Source organism: Streptosporangium sp. NPDC020145 (genome assembly GCF_040631275.1).
Taxonomy (GTDB): Bacteria; Actinomycetota; Actinomycetes; order Streptosporangiales; family Streptosporangiaceae; genus Streptosporangium.
In genome coordinates this window covers 78,919-99,067 of sequence record NZ_JBEXZT010000013.1, presented here as the reverse complement: position 1 = coordinate 99,067, position 20,149 = coordinate 78,919, and the positions used below count along the sequence as shown (strand labels likewise).

General features: G+C 73.4%; 18 protein-coding genes. 5 read left to right on the top strand and 13 right to left on the bottom strand.

From position 1 onward, the window contains the following. Window positions 1-6 precede the first annotated feature (6 nt). The 5 genes from ABZ463_RS23535 to ABZ463_RS23515 form a co-directional block, all read right to left on the bottom strand. Window positions 7-672: a DUF305 domain-containing protein gene (locus ABZ463_RS23535; RefSeq protein WP_352013404.1), complete on the bottom strand. Its 666-nt coding sequence runs from the start codon at window positions 670-672 to the stop codon at window positions 7-9. 23 nt (window positions 673-695) lie between these two features. Further along, the gene (locus ABZ463_RS23530) at window positions 696-1,601 is read right to left on the bottom strand and encodes a universal stress protein (protein WP_352013495.1); all 906 of its coding nucleotides are present in this window, start codon (window positions 1,599-1,601) and stop codon (window positions 696-698) included. A 46-nt stretch (window positions 1,602-1,647) separates the two neighbouring features. Further along, a complete protein-coding gene (locus tag ABZ463_RS23525) occupies window positions 1,648-2,517 on the bottom strand; it encodes a universal stress protein (RefSeq protein WP_352013403.1) in 870 nt (289 codons plus the stop codon). A 149-nt stretch (window positions 2,518-2,666) separates the two neighbouring features. Then, window positions 2,667-3,527, bottom strand: a complete 861-nt coding sequence (locus ABZ463_RS23520) for a universal stress protein (RefSeq protein WP_352013402.1) — start codon at window positions 3,525-3,527, stop codon at window positions 2,667-2,669. A gap of 42 nt (window positions 3,528-3,569) precedes the next feature. Next, window positions 3,570-4,220, bottom strand: a complete 651-nt coding sequence (locus ABZ463_RS23515; RefSeq protein WP_352013401.1) for a CBS domain-containing protein — start codon at window positions 4,218-4,220, stop codon at window positions 3,570-3,572. Window positions 4,221-4,625: 405 nt separating this feature from the next. Between ABZ463_RS23515 and ABZ463_RS23510 the strand changes: the two genes are divergently transcribed. The 3 genes from ABZ463_RS23510 to ABZ463_RS23500 all read left to right on the top strand — a co-directional run bounded on the left by ABZ463_RS23510 (window position 4,626) and on the right by ABZ463_RS23500 (window position 8,812). Further along, a complete protein-coding gene (locus ABZ463_RS23510) occupies window positions 4,626-5,513 on the top strand; it encodes a universal stress protein (protein ID WP_352013400.1) in 888 nt (295 codons plus the stop codon). 131 nt (window positions 5,514-5,644) lie between these two features. Beyond that, window positions 5,645-6,898, top strand: coding sequence for an FAD-dependent monooxygenase (locus ABZ463_RS23505; protein WP_352013399.1), 1,254 nt, complete (start codon window positions 5,645-5,647; stop codon window positions 6,896-6,898). A 276-nt stretch (window positions 6,899-7,174) separates the two neighbouring features. Next, window positions 7,175-8,812, top strand: coding sequence for an ABC-F family ATP-binding cassette domain-containing protein (locus ABZ463_RS23500; protein WP_362778930.1), 1,638 nt, complete (start codon window positions 7,175-7,177; stop codon window positions 8,810-8,812). 8 nt (window positions 8,813-8,820) lie between these two features. Here the strand turns inward: ABZ463_RS23500 and ABZ463_RS23495 are convergent, their stop codons facing one another. Next, complete coding sequence (locus tag ABZ463_RS23495; protein WP_362778927.1) at window positions 8,821-11,235, bottom strand: ATP-binding domain-containing protein; 2,415 nt, start codon at window positions 11,233-11,235, stop codon at window positions 8,821-8,823. Between the two features lie 827 nt (window positions 11,236-12,062). On the opposite strand from ABZ463_RS23495, the gene ABZ463_RS23490 reads away from it, so the two are divergent. Next, a complete protein-coding gene (locus tag ABZ463_RS23490) occupies window positions 12,063-12,578 on the top strand; it encodes a hypothetical protein (protein ID WP_352013396.1) in 516 nt (171 codons plus the stop codon). A 3-nt stretch (window positions 12,579-12,581) separates the two neighbouring features. On the opposite strand, the gene ABZ463_RS23485 is transcribed toward ABZ463_RS23490, so the two are convergent. From ABZ463_RS23485 to ABZ463_RS23465, 5 genes are all read right to left on the bottom strand, one after another. After that, window positions 12,582-13,064 carry a CBS domain-containing protein gene (locus tag ABZ463_RS23485; protein ID WP_352013395.1) on the bottom strand — a complete coding sequence of 161 codons (483 nt, stop codon included), beginning with the start codon at window positions 13,062-13,064 and terminating at the stop codon, window positions 12,582-12,584. Further along, window positions 13,061-13,927: a universal stress protein gene (locus tag ABZ463_RS23480; RefSeq protein WP_352013394.1), complete on the bottom strand. Its 867-nt coding sequence runs from the start codon at window positions 13,925-13,927 to the stop codon at window positions 13,061-13,063. Before ABZ463_RS23480 ends, ABZ463_RS23485 begins: the two co-directional genes overlap by 4 nt. 114 nt (window positions 13,928-14,041) lie before the next feature. After that, complete coding sequence (locus tag ABZ463_RS23475; protein ID WP_362778924.1) at window positions 14,042-14,875, bottom strand: maleylpyruvate isomerase family mycothiol-dependent enzyme; 834 nt, start codon at window positions 14,873-14,875, stop codon at window positions 14,042-14,044. Window positions 14,876-15,041: 166 nt separating this feature from the next. Beyond that, a complete protein-coding gene (locus ABZ463_RS23470) occupies window positions 15,042-16,283 on the bottom strand; it encodes a GNAT family N-acetyltransferase (protein ID WP_352013392.1) in 1,242 nt (413 codons plus the stop codon). Between the two features lie 58 nt (window positions 16,284-16,341). Beyond that, window positions 16,342-17,013 (bottom strand): TetR/AcrR family transcriptional regulator, encoded by a 672-nt coding sequence (locus ABZ463_RS23465; protein WP_352013391.1) that lies wholly within the window; start codon window positions 17,011-17,013, stop codon window positions 16,342-16,344. Between the two features lie 74 nt (window positions 17,014-17,087). Between ABZ463_RS23465 and ABZ463_RS23460 the strand changes: the two genes are divergently transcribed. Then, a complete protein-coding gene (locus tag ABZ463_RS23460) occupies window positions 17,088-18,260 on the top strand; it encodes an FAD-dependent oxidoreductase (RefSeq protein ID WP_362778920.1) in 1,173 nt (390 codons plus the stop codon). Window positions 18,261-18,346: 86 nt separating this feature from the next. Here ABZ463_RS23460 and ABZ463_RS23455 read toward each other — a convergent pair whose 3' ends face one another. Both ABZ463_RS23455 and ABZ463_RS23450 read right to left on the bottom strand, forming a co-directional pair. Continuing rightward, window positions 18,347-18,994 carry a response regulator transcription factor gene (locus ABZ463_RS23455; RefSeq protein WP_362778917.1) on the bottom strand — a complete coding sequence of 216 codons (648 nt, stop codon included), beginning with the start codon at window positions 18,992-18,994 and terminating at the stop codon, window positions 18,347-18,349. Then, a complete protein-coding gene (locus ABZ463_RS23450; RefSeq protein WP_362778914.1) occupies window positions 18,991-20,127 on the bottom strand; it encodes a histidine kinase in 1,137 nt (378 codons plus the stop codon). Before ABZ463_RS23450 ends, ABZ463_RS23455 begins: the two co-directional genes overlap by 4 nt. Window positions 20,128-20,149: the final 22 nt, after the last annotated feature.

Below are 20,149 nucleotides of genomic sequence, written 5' to 3'. Positions count from 1 at the left end.
ACCCGTTCAGAACCGCACGAGCATCGACCGCATGTGGACGATCTCGGCGGTTCTGGCCGTGGTGATCGAGGAGGCCAGGGCCTTGGCCTTCGGCGACAACCCGTCCCGCTGCTCGATCCCGGCCAGGGCGATCTCATCGCTGTGGTGGCGGATCATCAGGTTCAGGAACATCCGGTCGAAGTCCGCCCCGGACGTCCTGCTCAGCGCCTCCAGGTCGGAGGGGTCCATCACGTACGGTCCCCGGTCCGCTCCGGGTCCGACGTCCTCGTCTCCACGGCACCTCACGTCGCCGTTGCCCGGGCTCATGCACGGATCGGGGGGCGGGACCTGGTCCCCCCAGCCTTTCAGCCAGGCGGTCAGCTGGTCGATCTCGGCCTTCTGGGCCCGTCCGATCCGTTCGGCCGTCGCCCTGACCTCGGGGTCCGCCGCGCGTGCCGCGGCCATCTCGGTCATGATCAGCGTCTGCCGGTGGTGCTGGATCATCCGCTGGGCGAAGAACACGTCCTGGGCGTTGTGCTCCTCAAGGACATCGGTGAACACGAGGGCGGGCGCGCCCGCAGGCGGCCCCGCGGTGAGGACGACACCGGGGGCGCAGGCCGTCAGGACGGTCCCGGCGCCCAGGGCTGCGGCCACGAGGGCCACCCGGCGGGCGGGAGTGCTTCGTGTACCCATGGCATATCCCCCTGCGAGGGTTCTCACGTCCTGTGCGAAGCCGCACGTGGGGCGGACTCGCGATCTCCGTCCCTTCCGGGAGCCCTTCCCGGGAAGGGGGTCACGACCACCGGGCAGGCGGCGTGGTGCAGCAGCGAGTGGCTCACCGAGCCGAGCAGCAACCCCTTCAGGTCGCCGCGTCCGCGTGATCCGACCACCAGCAGGTCGGCCTCCAGTGACGCCTCCCGCAGCGCCTCGACCGGATGGCCGTACTCCAGCCACTCGACGACCTTGACATCCGGGTGACGTTCGCCCTGGCCCGCCAGGGCCTCGGCCAGCGCGCGCCGTTCCCGCTGGGCCGCCTCCTCGGCGTCGGCGAGCGCGAACGGCCCGCAGCCCACGATGGGCCGGCTCCAGGCGTGCACCGCGTGCAGCTCCGCGCCCCTGGCCTCGGCCTCGGCGAAGGCGAAGGCCACGGCGTCCGCCCCCGCCGGGGAGCCGTCGACGCCGACGACCACCCGTCCGCGCGGCTGGACGGGCGCACGCCGTACGACGGCCACGGGGCAGGGCGCGTGCCCGGCGACCCCCAGCGCGACCGAGCCCAGCAGCATGCCCTCGAATCCGCCGAGCCCGTGGCTGCCGACGACCAGCAGCCCGGCGTCCGCCGCCGCCTCGATCAGGGCCCGTCTGGGGTCGCCACCGGGCAGCAGCTCCGACGTCACCTCCACGTCGCCGCCCGCCTCGCGGATCCGGCCGAGCGCATCTTCCAGCGTGGACTCGGCGCCCTCGCGCATCCACCGGCCGACCTCGGCGTGCGGGGTGCCCTCACCCGCCTCCAGGGGCCAGGAGGGCATGACGTGCACGACCCGCAGGCCGGTACGGCGCAGCCCGGCCTCCCGTACGGCCCAGCTCACGGCTTCGAGCGCGGATCGTGACCCGTCGACTCCCACCAGGATCAATGGTCTCTCCTCACACGTGCGGATGGGTCTTCGGGGTTCAGGAACGGACGACCGCGACCGGGCAGCGCGCGTGGTGCAGCACTCCCCTGCTGACCGATCCCAGCAGCGCGGCGGCGACGGCCCTCCTGCCGTGCGAGCCGACCACGACCAGGTCCGCCGTGGCCGAGGCGTCGACGAGGGCGTCGACGGGGTGGGCGCTCTGGACGTCCTCCAGCACGGTCACCTCGGGGAACTTCTCCTGCCAGGCGCCGACCCGGTCCTTGACGACCCGGAACTGCGCGCGGCGGATCTCGTCCATGTCGTAGACGATCTCCGGCGCGAAGGCGTGCACCGGAAGCTGCCAGGCGTGTACGGCGCGCAGCGGGCCGCCGCGCAGCGCGGCCTGCTCGAAGGCGAAGGCCAGCGCGGGCTCGCAGTGCGGATCGTCGTCGACGCCGACGACGACCTCGCGGCGCGCCCCACCGCCGGGGTGGACGACGACCACCGGGCCGTGGGCGTGCACGGCCACCCGGGTGCTCACCGAACCGAGCAGTGCCCCGGTGAAACCGCCGAGCCCCCTGCTGCCGAGCACGATCTCCACCGCGCCCGCGGCCTGTTCCGTCAGGGACCGGACGAGGTCACCCTCGATCAGCTCGGTGCCCACCTCCACCGACGGCTGGCGTTCGCGCGCCTCCCGTTCTGCCTCCTCCAGGATCTTCCTGCCGCTCAGGACCAGGGGTCCCGGCCATTCGAGGGTGGAGAAACGGGGGATGTCATAGGGGCCGCGTTCCACGACGTGCACGATCCGCAGCGGCACGTGCCTGCGGAAGGCGTCGTCGGCGGCCCATGCGACCGCGTCCTTCGCCCCCGCCGAGCCGTCGGCCGCGACGACGACGTCACGGGTACCCCTGGCCGGGAAGTCTGTCATCTCGTCCTCCTCATGGGCGTGCGGATTCCTGCCTCAGGTCAAGTCTCTGCCGGGGGAACGGGACCCCCCAGAGGCGGCGGACCCGTCCGTCCCGGGACTTTGGACCCGGCCGGGCCTTCGGCGGGTGGGCACGTGGGGAGGCGACGGCCTCAGGGGCGGACCACGGCGACCGGGCAGCGGGCGTGCTGGAGCACGTCCCGGCTGACGGACCCCAGCACAACCGAGCCGACCGCGCCCAGTCCCCGGGAGCCGACGACCAGCAGGGCCGCCCGGCCGGAGACGTCCGTCAGAGCCGAGACCGGATGGCCGTGGGTCACCTCCTCGACGACCTCGATCCCGGGATACATCTCCCGCCACGGGGCCAGCCGTTCCGAGACCACCCGCTGCTGTTCCCGCTGGATCCCGGTGACGTCGTGGGCGCTGTCCGGCATGACGGTGCGCAGCGGCACGTGCCAGGCGCACAGCGCCCGCAGGACGGCGCCGCGCAGCCGGGCCTGCTCGAAGGCGAAGCCGAGGGCCGCCGCGCCGTCGGTCGAGCCGTCGACGCCGACGACGACCTCCTCGCCGGGGCCGTCCTGCCCGGCCCTGACGACCACGACGGCGCCCCTGACGTGCCCGGCCAGCCGCAGGACCGTCGAGCCGAGCAGCGCGCCGGCGAAACCGCCCGTCCCCCGGCCGCCGATGACGAGCTCGGTCGCGGTGGCGGCCCGCTCACGCAGGACGTCGGCGGGCGTTCCCCCGGCCAGCTCGGTGGTCACGTCGATGCCCGGCGTGCGTTCCGTCGCGGCCTGCGCCGCCTCGGTGAGCACCCGGTCACCGGCCTCGGCCATCGCGTCCTGCCACCCCTGCGGGGGAAACGCCGAGATCCCGTACGGCCAGCGTTCGACGACGTGCACGATCAGCACGGGCAGCGCCCTGCGGGCCGCGTCGGCGGCGGCCCATCGCACGGCGGCCGTGGCCGACGGTGAGCCGTCGGTCGCGACGACGACGGGTGCGGTGGGTTCGGGCATGCTCTTCCCCCTTCGTGCGGGCCGGTCCGCCCCGGGTGCCGCTCAGAGGCGGGCCGAGGAGGCGCTCAGCACGTCGTCGCGGTCGTAGGCGATGTCGGCCTCGACGTCGACGACCCCCTCGATCCTGCGGCCCGCCTCCACGAGCGCGGCGATCTGCGAGCGTCTGGCCACACGTCCCTCGACGCGGACCACGGACCCCTCGATCGTGATCGTCAGGCCGCCCGTGTTCAGCCCCAGATCGGCGACGGCGTCGGCCATCTCCGTCAGGATGTCGGCGGCGGGCCTGGTGAAGACCTTCAGCAGGTCGGCCTGGTGCACGGTCCCGGCGATCTTCCCGCTGGCGGCGTCGACCACCGGCAGCTGCTTGATCCGGTTGGCGTGCATCAGCCGGGCCGCCTCCCGCACCGGGGTCTGGCGGGTGACGGTCAGCGCGGGCCTGCTCATGAGCTCCCCTGCGGTCCTGCCCGGCTTCTCGCGAACGTCCTCCCCGCTCGGCGGCCCGCTCTGGGCGGCGATCTCCTTCAGCAGCAGATCGGCCTCGGACACCACCCCGACGGGGCGCCCCTCGGCGTCGATCACCGCGACGGCCCCCACCTTGAAGCGGCGCATCGTCGCGACCAGCTCGGCGAACGTCGCCTCGGGGCGGACCGCGATGGCCACCAGCCCCATGACGTCCATCACCCGCACCGTCATGACCTGTCTCCCCTTCCTGCCATGCTCCCCCGTACCCAGGGAACGGCCGGGCACGTGTGTTCCTTCCCCGGCCTCCCCGGCCTCACCAGGGCCGGGACGACCGCGACAGGGCTCGGCGCCGTGCCGCGGGAGCGCCCCGTCCGTCCCGGAGAGGCCGGTGCCGACGACGACATCGTGGTCTCCGGCCATCGTGGTCACCTCCCTCTTCATGGTCGGCGCAGGACCGTGGGAAGCGGCAGGGCGGAAAGTCCCACCCCGCCGGGACCTTCCGCCTGCTTGCCCGGCTCCCGGCCCCCGCCGCCGGTTCCCGTGGGACGTTCGCCCCTACCCCGCAGGTCGGAGGACCGGGGAGCATCTAGGAAGGGGAACACGCGAGCGTGGCACGGACGGAGCAAGGTAATGACCATGACAGAGCCCGTCGTCGCCGGCGTCGACGGTTCCGAGGCCTCTCTCGACGCGACGGCCTGGGCGGCCACGGCGGCCGCGTTGCGGCGGGCGCCGTTGCGCCTGGTGCACGTCACCCTGCGCTGGGCCTACGACGTCCCGCTCGTCCCGCAGCCCGCGCACTGGGGGCCCGCGTCGCAGGCCGCCTGCCGTGAACTGCTCGCCCGGGCCGCCGAACGGGCGCGCGCCGAGGCCCCCTCCACCGAGATCACCACCGAGGTCCTCGACGGCGCCGCCGCGGAGGCGATCGCCGCCGCCGCCGGGACCGCGCAGCTCGTCGTGGTCGGCGGCCGGGGACGCGGCGGGTTCACCGGGCTGCTGCTCGGCTCGGTCAGCCGTGACCTCGCCGTCCGCTGCCCCTGCCCGCTGGTGGTCGTGCGCCCGCGCGAGGAGGGCGGCGGGGAGGTCGTCGTCGGCGCGACCGGGGAACCCGGGCAGGAGCACATCCTGCGCTTCGCCTTCGAGGAGGCGCTGCTGCGCCGCCTGCCGCTGCGGGCCGTACACGCCTGGACCCACCCGGTGGCCGCGTTCCCCGGCGACATGCAGCCGCTGGTCTACGACGTCGAGGGCGTCGGCCGCGAGGAGGAACGGCTGCTGGCCGAGTCGCTGGCGGGCTGGCGGGAGAGGTTCCCCGACGTCCCCCTCGTCGAACAGGTGGTGCACGGGCACCCGGCCGGAGTGCTCGCCGAGGCCTCGGCCACCGCGGAGCTGGTCGTCGTGGGTGCCCCGGGGCGGGCCGCGCTCCTCGGCTCGACCGTCCACTCCCTGCTCGGCCACGCCCGCGGGCCCGTGGCCGTCGTCCCCCGTCCGCCAGGCCACCGGCCGCCTGGTACGGCGCCGCCGGCATGACCGGTTTGGGATCTTCCCGATAATTGGCCATCTCATGACCGGGACTCGGCCGGATGGGATGGCCGCCCCACACACCGCACATGTTACTCTCTGTCACGATCTGATTACCTTGCGGTGCAACGGGAGTCCATGTGAAGGTCGCCTGCGTCGGCGGTGGACCCGCCAGCCTGTACTTCTCGATTCTGATGAAGCTGGTTGACCCGTCTCACGACATCACCATCTACGAGCGCAACCCCGCCGGTTCGACGCACGGCTGGGGCGTGACCTACCTGGACGAGCTCTTCGGCGACCTGCACAACGTGGACCCCGAGTCGGCGCGCGTCATCGGCGAGAACTCCGTCCGCTGGGACACCGAGGTCGCGTACTTCGACGGCCACACGACGGTGGCGTCGCAGCCCGGGACCAACGGCTACGGCATCGGCAGGCAGCGGATGCTCGACATCCTCACCGAACGCGCCTGCTCCCTCGGCGTCCACGTCGAGTTCGAACGGGAGATCGCCGCCGAGGAGGAGGTCGCCGGCGCCGACCTGGTCGTGGCGGGCGACGGCGTCAACAGCGTGATGCGTGAACGCCACGCCGACCACTTCGGCACCAAGGTCGAGACGGGACGCAACGTCTACATGTGGCTCGGCACGACCAAGGTCTTCGAGACCTTCGTCTTCGCCTTCGTGGAGACCGCGCACGGCTGGATCTGGTGCTACGGCTACCGGTTCGACCGCGGCCACAGCACCTGCGTCGTGGAGTGCTCCCCCGAGACCTGGCGGGGGCTCGGCCTCGACCAGACGAACGAGGCCGACAGTCTCGCCGTACTGGAGAAGCTGTTCGCCGACACCCTGGACGGGCACCCGCTGGTCGGCCGCTCCCAGCCAGGCGGCACCGCGCACTGGCTGAACTTCCGCACCCTGACCAACAGGAGGTGGCAGCGCGGCAACCTCGTCCTGGTCGGGGACGCCGCGCACACCACGCACTACTCCATCGGCGCGGGCACCGCCCTGGCGCTGGGGGACGCCGCCTTCCTGGTCAGGGCGTTGCACAGCGGGTTGCCGCTGCAGCCCGCCCTGGTCCGCTACGAACGTGAGCGCAAGGCCGTGATCCTCCCCGCCCAGCGCACGGCCCGCCGCAGCGCCCGGTGGTACGAGAACCTGCCGCGCTACATCGGCCTGCCCCCGGAGCAGGCGTTCACGCTGCTGTGCCAGCGGCAGTCCGCGCTGCTCCCGTACGTCCCGCCCCGGCTGTACTACCGGGTCGGCCATCTGGCCGAACTGGCCGGCCGGGCCCTCGCGCGGGTACGGCCGGAACCCGCCGAGGAGTCCGGCCTGCCGCACAGCCCGGCGCGTGACCTGGCGCACGGCCCGGGAGACGACGCCGGGCATCCACACCGCTGAGGCGCCTCCCGTACGCCCGGGGACGCGTTAACCGTTCGCGTCCCCGGGGAAGCCCGGCTACCATGGCCGGACGCGAGGTTTCGCGAATTCCGTGACAAAGACCGAAAGAGTGGACATGGCAGGGGACGACGACATCTCCGGGTGATACCCGGGATGGCAGGCCGCGAGCAGGAGCGCGTGATGCGCCGCCGTGGTCGTGCCGTCGTTTCCTTCGTTCCCCTTTTCTCCCGCCACAGGGCGGCACGGCACGCCCTGCGCACATTTGAGGTCTTCGTCATGTCCGACGCGTCGTTCATCGTCTTTTCCAACGTCTCCTTCTCCTGGCCCGACGACACCCCGCTCTTCGAGGACCTGTCCTTCACCGTGGGCGGCGGCCGTACGGGACTCGTCGCGCCCAACGGCGCGGGCAAGAGCACGCTGCTCAAGCTCGTCGCGGGTGAGCACCGGCCGGCCCGCGGCAGCGTGTCCGTCGAGGGCGTGCTCGGCTGCCTCCCGCAGAACCTGCCCCTGACCGGCGGCCTTACCGTGGCCGAGGTCCTGGGCATCGCCCCGGTGATCAGGGCGCTGGACGCCATCGAGTCCGGCGACACGAGCGAGGAGCACTTCACCACCGTCGGCAACGACTGGGACATCGAGGAACGTACCCGCGCCCAGCTCGACCGGCTCGGTCTCGGCGACATCCCCTTCACCCGGCGCCTGGGCACCCTCAGCGGCGGCCAGATCGTCTCCCTGGGCCTGGCGGCGCAGCTGCTCAGGCAGCCGGACGTCCTGCTGCTGGACGAGCCGACCAACAACCTCGACCTCGACACGCGCCACCGGCTCTACGGCGTGATCGAGAACTGGAACGGCTGCCTGCTGCTGGTCAGCCACGACCGGGCGCTGCTGGACCGCATGGACCGCATCGCCGAACTCGACCGGGGCGAGATCCGCTTCTACGGCGGCGACTTCACCGCCTACGAGGAGGCCGTACGGGCCGCCCAGCAGGTCGCGGAGAAGAACATCCGCACCGCCGAGCAGGAGGTCAAGCGGGAGAAGCGGGAGATGCAGCAGGCCAGGGAGCGGGCCGAACGCCGGGCGGGCAACGCCGCCCGCAACCTCAAGAGCGCCGGGCTGCCGAAGATCTTCGCCGGGACGATGAAGCGTAACGCCCAGGAGTCGGCGGCACGCTCCCAGGAGACGCACGCCGCGCGGGTCGGCGACGCCAAGGCCCGCCTGGACGAGGCGGGCCGTGCCCTGCGCGACGAGCAGAGGATCACACTGGAGCTGCCCGGGACCGACGTCCCGGCGGGCCGCACCGTCTTCCTCGGCGAGCGGATGCAGGTCCGTTACGGCGAGCGCCCCGTGTTCGCCGGCCACGGCCTGGACCTGACCGTCCGCGGCCCGGAGCGGATCGCCCTGACCGGCCCCAACGGCACCGGAAAGTCCACCCTGCTACGTGTGCTCAACGGCGACCTGGAGCCGGAGGGCGGCACGGTCAGGCGGGCCGAGGGCCGCATCGCCTACCTGTCCCAGCGGCTCGACCTGCTGGACCCGGACCTGACCGTGGCCGAGAACCTGGCCGCCTCCGCGCCCGGCATGCCGCAGGCCGAGCGGATGAACCTGCTGGCCCGCTTCCTGTTCCGCGGCGCCCGCGCCCACCTGCCCGCCGGGGTGCTGTCCGGCGGTGAGCTGCTGCGCGCCACCCTGGCCTGCGTCCTGTACGCCGAACCGGCCCCCCAGTTGCTGCTGCTTGACGAGCCGACCAACAACCTCGACCTGGTCAGCGTCGGTCAGCTTGAGGCGGCGCTCAACGCCTACCGGGGGGCGTTCGTGGTGGTCAGCCACGACGAACGGTTCCTGGCCGAGGTCGGGGTCGGCCGCTGGCTGCGCCTGTCCGAGGGGCGGCTGACCGAGACGGCCCCACCGGCGGTGTGAACACCGCCTCAGGGCTCGCGTTCCTCCAGGTGCTCAAGCACCGGGGGAACCGGCCCGGGGTGCAGCACGGCCAGGCGTTCGGTGGCGCGGGTCAGCGCCACGTACAGGTCGTTGAGACCGTGCGAGGAGCCGTCGAGCACGGCCTGCGGGTCGGCCAGCACCACCGAGTCGAACTCAAGCCCCTTGGACTGGCGGGCCGTCAGCACCACGACGCGTCGTTCCAGGTCGGGCTCACGCCCCCAGGAGGCGTCGGGGACGGCGGCGCGGACGGCCTCGGCCAGCCGTGCCAGGTCCTCGCGTGGCGTGATCACCGCGACGCTCCCCGTCCCCGCCGCCGCCTCCCGCGCCGCCAGGCCGGCCAGCCTGGCGGGCAGGTCGGCCGCCTCGGCCCGGGCGCGCCACGGCCGGACGCCGCCCGCGCGTACGGCGCGCGCCGGTTCGAGATCGGGATGGATCGCCGTGAGCACCCGGTCCGAGGCGGACATGACCTCGGCCGAGGTCCGGTAGTTGACGGTGAGCCGCTCAAGCCGCCAGCGCGTCCCGAAGAACGGCTCCAGCGCCTGCGTCCAGGAGCGCGCGCCCGCCGTCTGACCGCTCTGGGCCGTGTCGCCGACCACCGTGAACGAACGGGTCGGGCAGCGCCGTACCAGCAGGCGCCAGGCCATGGGCGGGACCTCCTGGGCCTCGTCGACGATCACGTGGCCGAAGGCCCACGTCCGGTCGGCGGCGGCCCGTTCGGCGACCGTGCGCAGATCCTGTCCTTCATGGCGGCCGGCGAACAACTCGGCGTCCAGCAGGTCGGCGGCACTGAGGAGTTCGGCCTCGTCGTCGTTCTCGTCCTCGCCGGAGCGCGAGCCGCGCGCGATGTCCAGGACGCCCTGGGCGTACTCGATCTGCCTGGCGCGCTCCCTGGCCTGCCTGGCCCGTTCGGCGCGGCGGTCCTCACCGAGCAGTTCGGCCGCCTCGTCGAGCAGCGGCACGTCGGCCGGGGTCCAGCCGCCGCCGGGTTCGCGCAGCAGCAGTTCCCGTTCGGCGGGCGTCAGCTGCGGCGCGGCCTCGGCCAGCCCCCTGGGATCGGCGAACAGTTCCTCAAGCAGCCGCTGCGGGGTCAGCGCGGGCCACAGCCACTCCAGCAGCGCGCGCACCTGCGGGTCGTACGGCAGCGCCTTCAGCCAGGCCCGTTCCGCCTCCTCGAACTCGGCGTGCTCCCGCTCGTGCCGGTCGACCGGCGGCGCGTCCTGCCCGAAGAGCCCGGCCAGGTCCTTGGCCACGGCCTGTTCCAGCGCGGCGGAGTCGATCCGGCCCGCCAGGTCGGCCTCGATCTGCTCCTCCATCCCGGCGACCACGCCCGCCATGCGGCGGGCCAGCTCCTCGATGACGATCCGGCAGAAGACGGGCCTGGCGAGGTTGTGCGGCAGCCCGTCGGCACGGGCCCGTTCGGCCGCGTCGATCAGCAGCTCCGGCTCCAGGCTCAGCGGCTCGCCCTCGACGATCACTTCGACGGGCCCGCCCACCTCCGCCTGGCGTGCCCGTACGGCGGCGGCCAGCACCTCGGCCATCACCAGCCGTCCCTTGACCTCGGCGACCGCGGCGTCCTCCCGTTCGAGGGCCGTGACGCCGGGGAACAGCTCCCCCACCGTGGACAGCAGCACACTGGTCTCCCCCAGGCCGGGCAGGACCTGGCTGATGTAGCTGAGGAACACCGGGTTCGGGCCGACCACCAGCGCTCCGCGCTCGTCCAGCCGGGGGTGGCTGTAGAGCAGGTAGGCGGCGCGGTGCAGGGCGACGACGGTCTTGCCGGTGCCGGGGCCTCCCTGCACGACCATCACCCCGGCGTGCGGGGAGCGGATGATCCGGTCCTGCTCGGTCTGGAGGGTGGCCACGACGTCGCGCATGCGGCCGGTCCGTTCGGCCCGCAGCGCCGCCAGCAGCGCGGCCTCCCCGCACAGCTCCATGTCCGCCGGGGCGGGGGCGGTGCCGTCCAGCAGCTCGTCGTCGACCCGGACCACCCTGCGCTCCCGGGTGTGCAGGTGGCGGCGCAGCCGTACACCCTGGGGGGCGGCGGCGGTCGCGGTGTAGAAGGCGCGCGCGGCGGGCGCCCGCCAGTCGATCAGGAGCGGCTCCTCGTCTTCCTCGGCGCCGCGCACCCCGATGCGGCCCAGGTAGCGGCGGCCGCCGTCGACCGAGTCGAGCCTGCCGAAGCACAGTCCGTGCTCGGCCGCGTCGAAGGCGGCCAGCCTCCGGTTCAGACGGCCGACCGCCGCGCCGCGTTCGGCCTGGGCCTGGGCCGTCTCCGCCGGTTCGCGCAGCACCTCGGCCAGTTCCCGCGCGAGTTTCTCACGGTGGATGTCGACCTGGGAGTGCAGCATGGCCAGGTAGGCCTGCTCGCGTTCGATCTCTGACTGCTCTGACTGCACCGGCACGGAAGAGGACAAGACTGCTCCAAGGCCAGGGGACGGGGTTCGGCACCGGGGAATCCTCGGGGTGCGCCCCACAGGTTCGCACGCTTCAGCCATAAATGCGAGCCGCGGGGAACCCCGTCGATCGCCCTGGGAGGGAGGCGGCTGTGGCCTGGGCGGCGACGTCCGTGGCGGAGTGTTCCGCCTCCCGCGCCAAAAGCAGGGAAAACGCAATTCAAAGCCACCCAGGAAAGGCCGGTTAACATTATACCACGCAATTAACGCCGCTTACGGTTTTTGCGCTTCCAGGAAAAGCGCAGAACACATTGCCGCTTTTCGAATTCCCTGCCGCTCCCCGAACGCGACCGCCGGCGGTGGCGCGGACCCTGCCAACGGTTGGGGGGTCCGCGTCGTCGTCCCGGCGGCCGGTGCGCTCGTACGGTTCTGACCGTGGCCGCCAGGCCACCTCCGTACCGTTACGACGAGGAAGAATCGTGCCTCTCTTGTCTTGTCCTCCATGACCCCGTTGGCCCCGTTGCGCCGTACGGCCGCGGCCCTCGCGCTCACCGGAACCTGCCTGGCCGTCCCGCAGGCCATCCACGCCCGCCGGGCTCCCCTGCCGGCCCCGCGTTGACCATGCTCCTCCAGCGGACACGCGGGTGGCCACCGGGGAGGCCCCGCCCCGGCCCCGCTGGGCTGATCCGATTGCCACGGTGACCGCCGGAGACCTCTCACGGGGCGCGTGACGCTCGCGTGTCAGGCGAGATCCCTAGACTCAAAATCGACTGAGTCATTACGAACGGGGAATCGCAGTGATCGATCGTCTTTCGCGTGCTTTAGCAGGGTTTTTGGTGTTATCGGCCCTCGGGGCGTGCTCGGCACCGGTTGCGGACCCGGTGCTGAAGGACCCGGCCCAGTGGCCGCTGGCCAAGCTGAAGCGCCTGCCCGACGACGGGGAACTGCCCGAGGGGGCGGACCGGGTACTGGCGCGGATCAAGGTCGGCTCCCACAAGCTGACCGCGTGGATCCATCCCTCAGGCCAGTGCGGGCTGGCCGGCTCCAGCAAGGACATGGAAGCCGACTGGAGCATGAGCAGCGACATGACCAGGTCCTCCAGGGATCTGATGCGGGAGGAGGGATTCTCCGGGCCGCTTGAACCTGCGACGACCGTCTCCACCGAGAGCACCTTCATCCTGGTCTGCACCCCCACCAGGATGCTGATCACCGTCAAGGGGCAGACGTCGAAACCCTCCGTCGAGGGCAACGCGTCCGCGCAGATCTACGGCGGCGGCCTCAACGCCGTCGTCGGCCCGCCGGAGGTCAGGAAGGAGTCACTGCCCGGAGCGACCGTGACCCCCGGCGGGTAGACGTCAGCGGGCCGGGACCCGGGGAAGCACCGGTACCAGGCGGAACATGCCCGTCATGAGCTCCGGTGGCTCCTGGTGCTCGGGGAGGAGTCCCGCCACGGCCCGCAGCACGTCGGTGACGGTCACCATCCCCGCGAGCCTGGCCGAGTCGTTCAGGACCGGGATCGCGTTCACCCCGGCGCCGACCATGGCCGCGGCGGCGTCGGCCAGGCTCGCGCCGAGTGTGGTGCGCGGGCAGCGGCGCCCGGCCACCAGGGCGCGGACGTGGACGTGTGACTGCTCCATCGGGCCACCGGACCAGTGGGCGGCCAGGTCCTCGCGGGTCAGCACGCCGTACAGGCGGCCGGTGTCGTCGACGACCGGCAGGTGGTGGACGTCGGCGCGGCGCATGATCTCCCAGGCCAGCAGGGGCGACTCGTCCGGCGGGACGGCGACGAGCGTGCGGCTCATGATCTGCGCGACGGTCAGGACGGTGATGTCGTTCATGCCTCACCCCTGGGACGTACGACGGCGACGGGGCAGCGGGCGTGGTGCAGCACGCCGTGGCTGACCGAGCCCAGCACGGCCGCGCCGACCCTGCCCAGCCCGCGTGAGCCGACGACGAGCAGGTCGGCCGTCTGCGACGCCTCGCACAGGACGGCGACCGGGTGCCCGATGACCACCGTCCGCCTGACCTCGACCTGCGGGTAGCGTTCCCGCCACGGTTCCAGCGTCTCGGCGGCCACGCGTTTCTCGGTGACGAAGGCGTCGTCGATCAGCGAGGTGTAGGCCTCGGCGTACGGCCCCAGGACGGGGGTCTGGACCGTGTGGACGACGTGCAGGACGGCCTTGCGCATCACGGCCTCCTCGAAGGCGTACCGGAAGACCGCCTCCGGCGCAGGGGGGCCGTCGAGGCCGACGACGATCTCGTCGTGGACGTGCCTGCGGGGTTTCCTGACCACGACGACCGGGGCGGCGACGTGACCGGCCAGGGCGAGCGAGACCGACCCGAGCAGCAGCCCGGTGAACCCGCCGAGTCCCCGGCTGCCCACCACGACCTCCTCGGCGTCCTCGGCCTCGCGCCGCAGGACCTCGCCGGCCTTACCCCGCTCGCGCACGGTCTCGATCTGCAGGCCGGGGGCGTGCGAGCGGGCCTGGGCGAGCGCCGTGTCGAGGATCTCCTGGCAGTACTCGGTCATCGAGTCGCGGAATCCGGGCGGGGTCTGCAGCGGGATGTCGTAGATCCAGGGCGCGCACACGTGAACGATCCGCAGCGGGCGTCCGCGGCGCACGGCGTCGTCGGCGGCCCACTCGACCGCGGCCTGTGAGGCGGGCGAGCCGTCCACGCCCACCACTACATGTGCTGTCATGTCTCCTCCTCGGTTCCCTCCTCCATCCGACCGCTTCGGCCCCGGTGGGCGCAGCGGCCGAAAGACCCGACCGTGAGGGACTTCCGGCCCGCCGGCGCCGCAGGGCCCCGCGGCTCACCCGAAGCCGACGCGGTCCAGCCAGAAGTCGAGCAGCCGTTCGTCGCCGAGGATCTCGACGCCGCCGCCCCGGGCGGGGCGGCGGCGGTAGACGACCAGCAGCAGGGCGGTCAGCGGGCCGTGCAGGGTGACGGCCGCCGCCCCGCGCCCCCTGCGGCAGGTGACGGTGTCGCCGGTGAGGTCGACCAGCCACTCCGTCCCGGCCGACGGCCCGGCGTCGGTGGCGTGCAGGCCGATGGTGCGGCCGGGGCCGAGCAGTTCGCGCTGCCTGGGGTTGACGTCGAGCATCTGCGGCAGGGACGCCAGTTCCATCCACTCGTCGAGGGCGTCGACGACGACCTCCCGCCCGGCGGTGAAGTCCCGCCCGGCGGCCAGGGCGGCGTCGGCCCGGTGCACGAGGGTCTCGTGAGCGAAGCGGCGGGCCCAGAATCCCGAGGTCTCCATCTCGACGGGCACCCATGTCCGCGCGTCGGGCCCGGCCTCGCGCAGGGTGTCGGCCAGCAGCCGCGCGCCCTCGGCGAGCCAGGCGTCGATCTCCGCGGGGTCCTGTCCGGTGTCGGCGGGCAGGTCACGCAGCTCCGTGTCCGGAGGTGGCGTGGTGGCCCTGGTGCGCACGATCGTCTCGGCCCAGCGGTGACCGTACCCGACGTGCCGCAGCAGCTGGGCGAGGTTCCAGTCGGGACAGGAGGGCACGGCGGCCGCCAGGTCCGCCCCCGCCACGACCGCCCTGAGCTGGTCGGTCTGCGCGACGATCTCGGCGCAGTGGCGGTCGTGGCCCAGCGGGACCGGCTCGTGGACGGCGGTGCCGCCCAAGGGGGTCGGCTTGTTCATGGGTGTCGCTTTCTGGTCGCCTGCGGTGGGCCGTCCGGACGCCCGTGCCGCGATCCTCGCCGACACTCTGTGCGTCCGTTCGGTGACGCAAAGCTATCGACCGTGCCGCCATGACGGCCCGCACCCACGTCACGGCGGCGCGGCGCGGCCGTCGCGACGGTGGTGCTCAGAAAGCGGGAAAGGCCGGGCCCCCGGGACAGAACGGCTCCCCGGCGCCCCGGAAGGCCGCCGACGCGCGGGCCAGCGCGCCGGGCCGCAGCTCTTCGACGCGCCCGGCGCGGGCCAGTGTCTCCAGGGTCGTCCCGCCGAGGAAGGCCGCGCCCAGCTCGGCGGGAGTGAGGCGCAGGTCGGGGGCGGCGGCCGTACGCTCGCAGCCCGCCGTCCCGGTCTCGGCCCACAGCCGCAGACGGCCGGTGTTCCACGGGCAGAAGTCGTCGCGCACGTCCAGCACCACCTCAAGCGGCAGGGCGTAACGCCGTCCGGCCAGCGCCCGGGCGACGTCGACGAGCCGCACCCAGAGCCGGTCCACCTCGTGCGCGCGCACGGCGCGGGGGTCGGCCAGCAGGTACGGCAGGGCCTCGTCGGCCGCCCCCTCGTACTCGATCCACGGCACCAGGTCGATCCCGGCCAGGAAACGCCACAGCGCGGCGTAGGCCCGGCGGGTGACCGCGACGAGTTCCACGACCTGTACGGCGCGCCCGCCGTCGCCGTGCCCGTCCTTGATCCGGTAGAGGGCGTATCCGTCGGCCCGGCCGCCGCTTTCGCGATGCACGGCGTGACGCAGGGCGGTGGCGCCCTGCCGGTCCTGCGGGCCGTCCGCCAGCCGTATGTCCCAGCAGTTGCCGGGGCGGTCGGGCCAGCCGACGGCGCCGGGGCGGACGCGCTCGTAGACCTCCTCGACCAGGGGCCGCGCCTCGTCCCGTTCCAGCAGCCGGATCCGCCCGTCCCCGAAGTCGGTGCCCGGCAGGAAGGCCATGGAGCGTTTCTCGCAGCGCAGCAGGGCTCCGCGTGAGGCCGGGCCGTAGCCGTACCGGCCGTAGATCGGGGCCTCCGAGGGGCGCAGCGCGGCGATCGGCTCGCCGCCGCCCTCGTACAGGTCGGTGAGCTGCCTGCGCATCAGGCAGGTCAGGACGCCGCGCCTGCGGTGGGTGGGGGTCACGCCGACCCAGGTGATCCCGGCCGTCGGCAGCACGGCTCCGGGAACGGTCAGCACACGGGTGCAGGCCGCGGTGCCGCCGATGATCCGGCCCTCGTCGAAGGCGGCGAGGGTGCGTTCCAGCTCGGTCGCGGACCGTTCGACGGCGAGGTCCTCCTCGGTCCGGTCCTCACCGTAGGTGTCGGAGACGACCCGGGCCCAGGTCTCGAACTCCTCGCCGGTGACGGGACGGATCGGGTAGGTGTCGGACACCGGACCTGTCTAACGGATCGGGGCGCCGCGGCGCGACCGCTTTTCCCGGGGTACGGCCTCAGGGCGTCCCGGCGGGGCCGGCCAGTCCGTACAGCAGCAGGTCGGTGAGGGTGTCGACGACCGTGTCGTCGCCGACGGGCTCGGCGCGGGTGAGCATCGAGTATCCGAGCATGGCGAGCATGGCGCCCATCGCCGCCGCGACCAGCTCGGGGTCGCCGGGCAGCCGGTGGCCGCGTTCGCGCAGATACTCCAGGTGGTGGCGGAAGACAGCCGTCTCGGAGGTCAGGTCGTCCCATGCCCGACCGTCGCCGGGACCCGCGCCGACGCGGGACTGGAACAGGGCCACCATGACGGCCCGATGCTCGCGGAAGACGCTCCAGGCGATCCGCAGGTGCTCGCGCAGCTGGTCGCGGTCGGTCAGGTCGTGCTCGCGCGGATGGCCGGCGCGCGCCACCTCCCGGTCGGCGCTGTCCTCCATCTCGGCCAGCAGTGCCCCGAGCAACTCCTCCCGGTCGGCGAAGTGCTCGTAGAAGGAGCCGGCCGAGCGTCCCGCCGCCGCCGCGATGTCGGTGATCTTGGTGTTGAGGAAGCCGCGCTCGGCGAACAGCCTCCTGGCGGCCTCAAGCAGCGCCGCCCTCGTCTCGGCCGCCTTCGCCTTGCGCACACCCGCCACCGTCACGCTCCGCCGTCTTCCCGCCCGCCCCCTCCGGGCGGGGTTGACAGCGGTCATCCTACCGAACACACTTTCACCAAATTCAGATTCAGTGAATCAAACTTCAGTGAATGAGTATTCGGAGGTTGACGATGCGTGTCATCGTGATCGGAGCGGGCGTCGCGGGCTCCGCCGCCGCCCTGGCCCTGCGTCACATCGGCGCCGAGGTGACCGTGTACGAGGCCTACGCCGACCCCGCGGGCGACGTCGGCTCCTTCATCAGCCTGGCCGCCAACGGGCTGCGCGGCCTGGAGGCCCTCGGCTGCCTGCCCCGGGTCCAGCGCCTGGGTGTCGCCCTGCCCCGCCAGCGCATGTGGTCGGCCTCGGGCAGGCTCCTCGGCGACGTCCCCCGGGGCCGTCGCGGCGACGACCCGCTGCACAGCGTCACCCTGATGCGCGGCGCCCTGGTGGAGGCCCTGCGCGCCGCGGCCGCCGAGGCGGGCGCGGAGATCGTCACCGGGGAGCGCCTGACCGGCGTCACCGAGGCCCCCGGGGCCGTCACCGCCGGTTTCCTCGACGGCCGCCGCGACAGCGCCGACCTGCTCGTGGCCGCCGACGGCATCTGGTCGCTCGTGCGCGGCGTCCTGGACCCGGCCGCGCCGCGCCCGCGCTACGCCGGCCTGTACTGCGTGTCCGGTGTCTCCGCCGACGCGCGGGGCCTGGGTGTCGAGCCCGGCGTCTTCAACATGACCTTCGCCCGCAACGGGGCCTTCATCCACCTGGCCGCGGGCGACGGCACGGTGTGGTGGTCGGCCCAGATCGCCGACCCGCGACAGCCCCGCCTCGACGACGCCGCCGGAGCCGGATGGCTACGTGAGACCGCCGCGCTGTACCGGCGCGAGCCGGTCCCCTCGGCGGTCCTGGCCGCCGCCGTCGGCACCCACCCCACCGTGCTCATGCACGCCCTCGGCCCGGTCCCCACCTGGCACGGCGGCCGCAGCGTCCTCATCGGCGACGCCGCCCACCCGGTGGGCGCGGGCCAGGGGGCCTCCATGGCCGTCGAGGACGCCCTGGTCCTGGCCGCCGCGCTGCGCGGCCGGGCCCCGTCGGACGTTCCCGGGGCCCTGGCCCGCTACGACGCCGCCCGCAGGCCCCGCGTCACCAGGCTCCTGGGCGCCGCCAAGGACAACCGCGAGGCCAAGAAGGCCGGCCCCGTGGCCCGCCGGGCGCAGGCCGCCGCGATGCGCCTGTTCCTGCCGCTGTTCTACGACAGGAGCACCGCCTGGCTCCACGGCCACGACCCCGCCGCCGTCGTCGTCGGGTGAACGCCGCGTCAGGACGGGGAAGGACGGTGCCGAGGGTCGTCTCGCGGAGCCGGCGACCGGGGGTTCGTCTTCGGGTGCCGCACCGGTCAGCCGAGGCTGGCGTCGTGGACGAGGATGGCCGCCTGCACCCGGTTGGCCAGGCCCAGCTTGGCCAGCACCCGGCTGACGTGCGCCTTCACCGTCGCCTCCGTCAGCCGTAGCTCCCGCCCGATCTCGGCGTTCGACAGGCCGCGCGCCACCGCCCTGACCACGTCCTCCTCCCTGGCGGTCAGCGCCGCGAGCCGCCCGCGCGCGGACTCGGCCCGCGAGGGAGCCCTGTCGACGAACGAGCCGATCAGCCGCTTGATGACCGTGGGGGACAGCATGGCCTGTCCCTCCGCGACCGTGCGGACGGCGGCCGCCAGATCACGCGGCGGGGTGTCCTTGAGCAGGAAGCCGACGGCGCCCAGCCGAAGCGCCTCGTGGACGTGGTCGTCCAGGTCGAACGTGGTGAGCATGATCACCTTGGGCGCCTCGGGGGCGGCGAGCACACGGGCGGCGGCGCTCAGCCCGTCGGTGCCCGGCATGCGCACGTCCATCAGGACGACGTGCGGTCTGAGCCGGGCCGCGGCGCCCACGGCCTCGTCACCGTCACAGGCCTCGCCGACGACCGCCATGTCGCCCGCCGCCTCAAGTATCATCCGCAGCCCGGCCCTGACCAGTGCCTCGTCGTCGGCGATCAGTACGCGGATCATGCCGTGGGGATCCCGGCCAGCACCTGGAAGCCGCCCTGCGCCCGCGGCCCCGCCTCCAGCCTGCCGCCGACCAGTTCGACGCGTTCACGCAGCCCGACCAGGCCCCATCCGGAGCCGGGCAGGCCGCCGTCCGCCGTGGAGGGCCGGTTGCGGACGAGGACCTCCAGCTCGGTGGCCCGGTAGCGGAGGCGAACCTCGGTCTCGGCGCCGCCCGCGTGCTTGTGCACGTTGGTCAGCGCCTCCTGGACCACCCGGTAGGCGGTGCGCTCGGCGGTCGGCGCAAGCGGGCGCGCCTCGCCCTCGTCGTGGCGGCTGACCACGATGCCCAGGGCCCGCGACTGGTCGAGCAGCCGGTCCAGGTCGGCCAGCGTGGGCTGCGGGCCGCGTACCGGATCGGATGAGCGCAGCACGCCGAGCACCTCCCGCAGGTTCGTCAGCGCCTGCCTGCCCACTCCGCCGATCAGCGCGGCGGCCTCCGCCGTACGGGCGTCCGGGGCGTTGACCTCCAGCGCGCCCGCGTGCAGGACCATCAGGGAGACCCGGTGGGCGACCACGTCGTGCATCTCCCGCGCGATGCGGGCCCGCTCCTGGTCGCGTGCCTGGCCGGCGCGGAGCACCTGCTCGCGCAGCAGTTGCTCGGACTGCTCGCGCATCGCGTCGAACACCTGCCGCCTGGCGCGCACCCACAGCCCGGCGAACAGCGGCAGCCCCACCATGGCGCCGCCCAGGATCAGCACGTTGACGACCGTGCCCGCGACCAGCGCCCGATACCCCTCGCTCCGGTACGACACGAACCCGCCCAGCGCCTGCAGCGCGACCGCGCCACCGGCGTAGAGCCACAGGCCGCGGCGGCCGAGCCGCGTGCCCGCGTAGTACGAGGCGGCGACGGCGGCGGGCCACATCACCAGCCACGCGTAGGACAGCGCGCCCGCCGCGGCCAGCGGCCACAGCCACCGCCTGGCGAAGGCCGCGGCCACACCGCAGCACGCCGCCACGGCCGTGAGCACCGGCACGGGAAGCGCCGAGCGCACCCCCATCGAACCGGCCGTCGCCGCCATGGACAGCAGGAACACCGCCACGCCGAGCGCCCAGGGCGCGGCCCGGTCGACGATCCTCGATGCCCGGTCAATCATGGTGAGAGGCTACAAGCCCGCC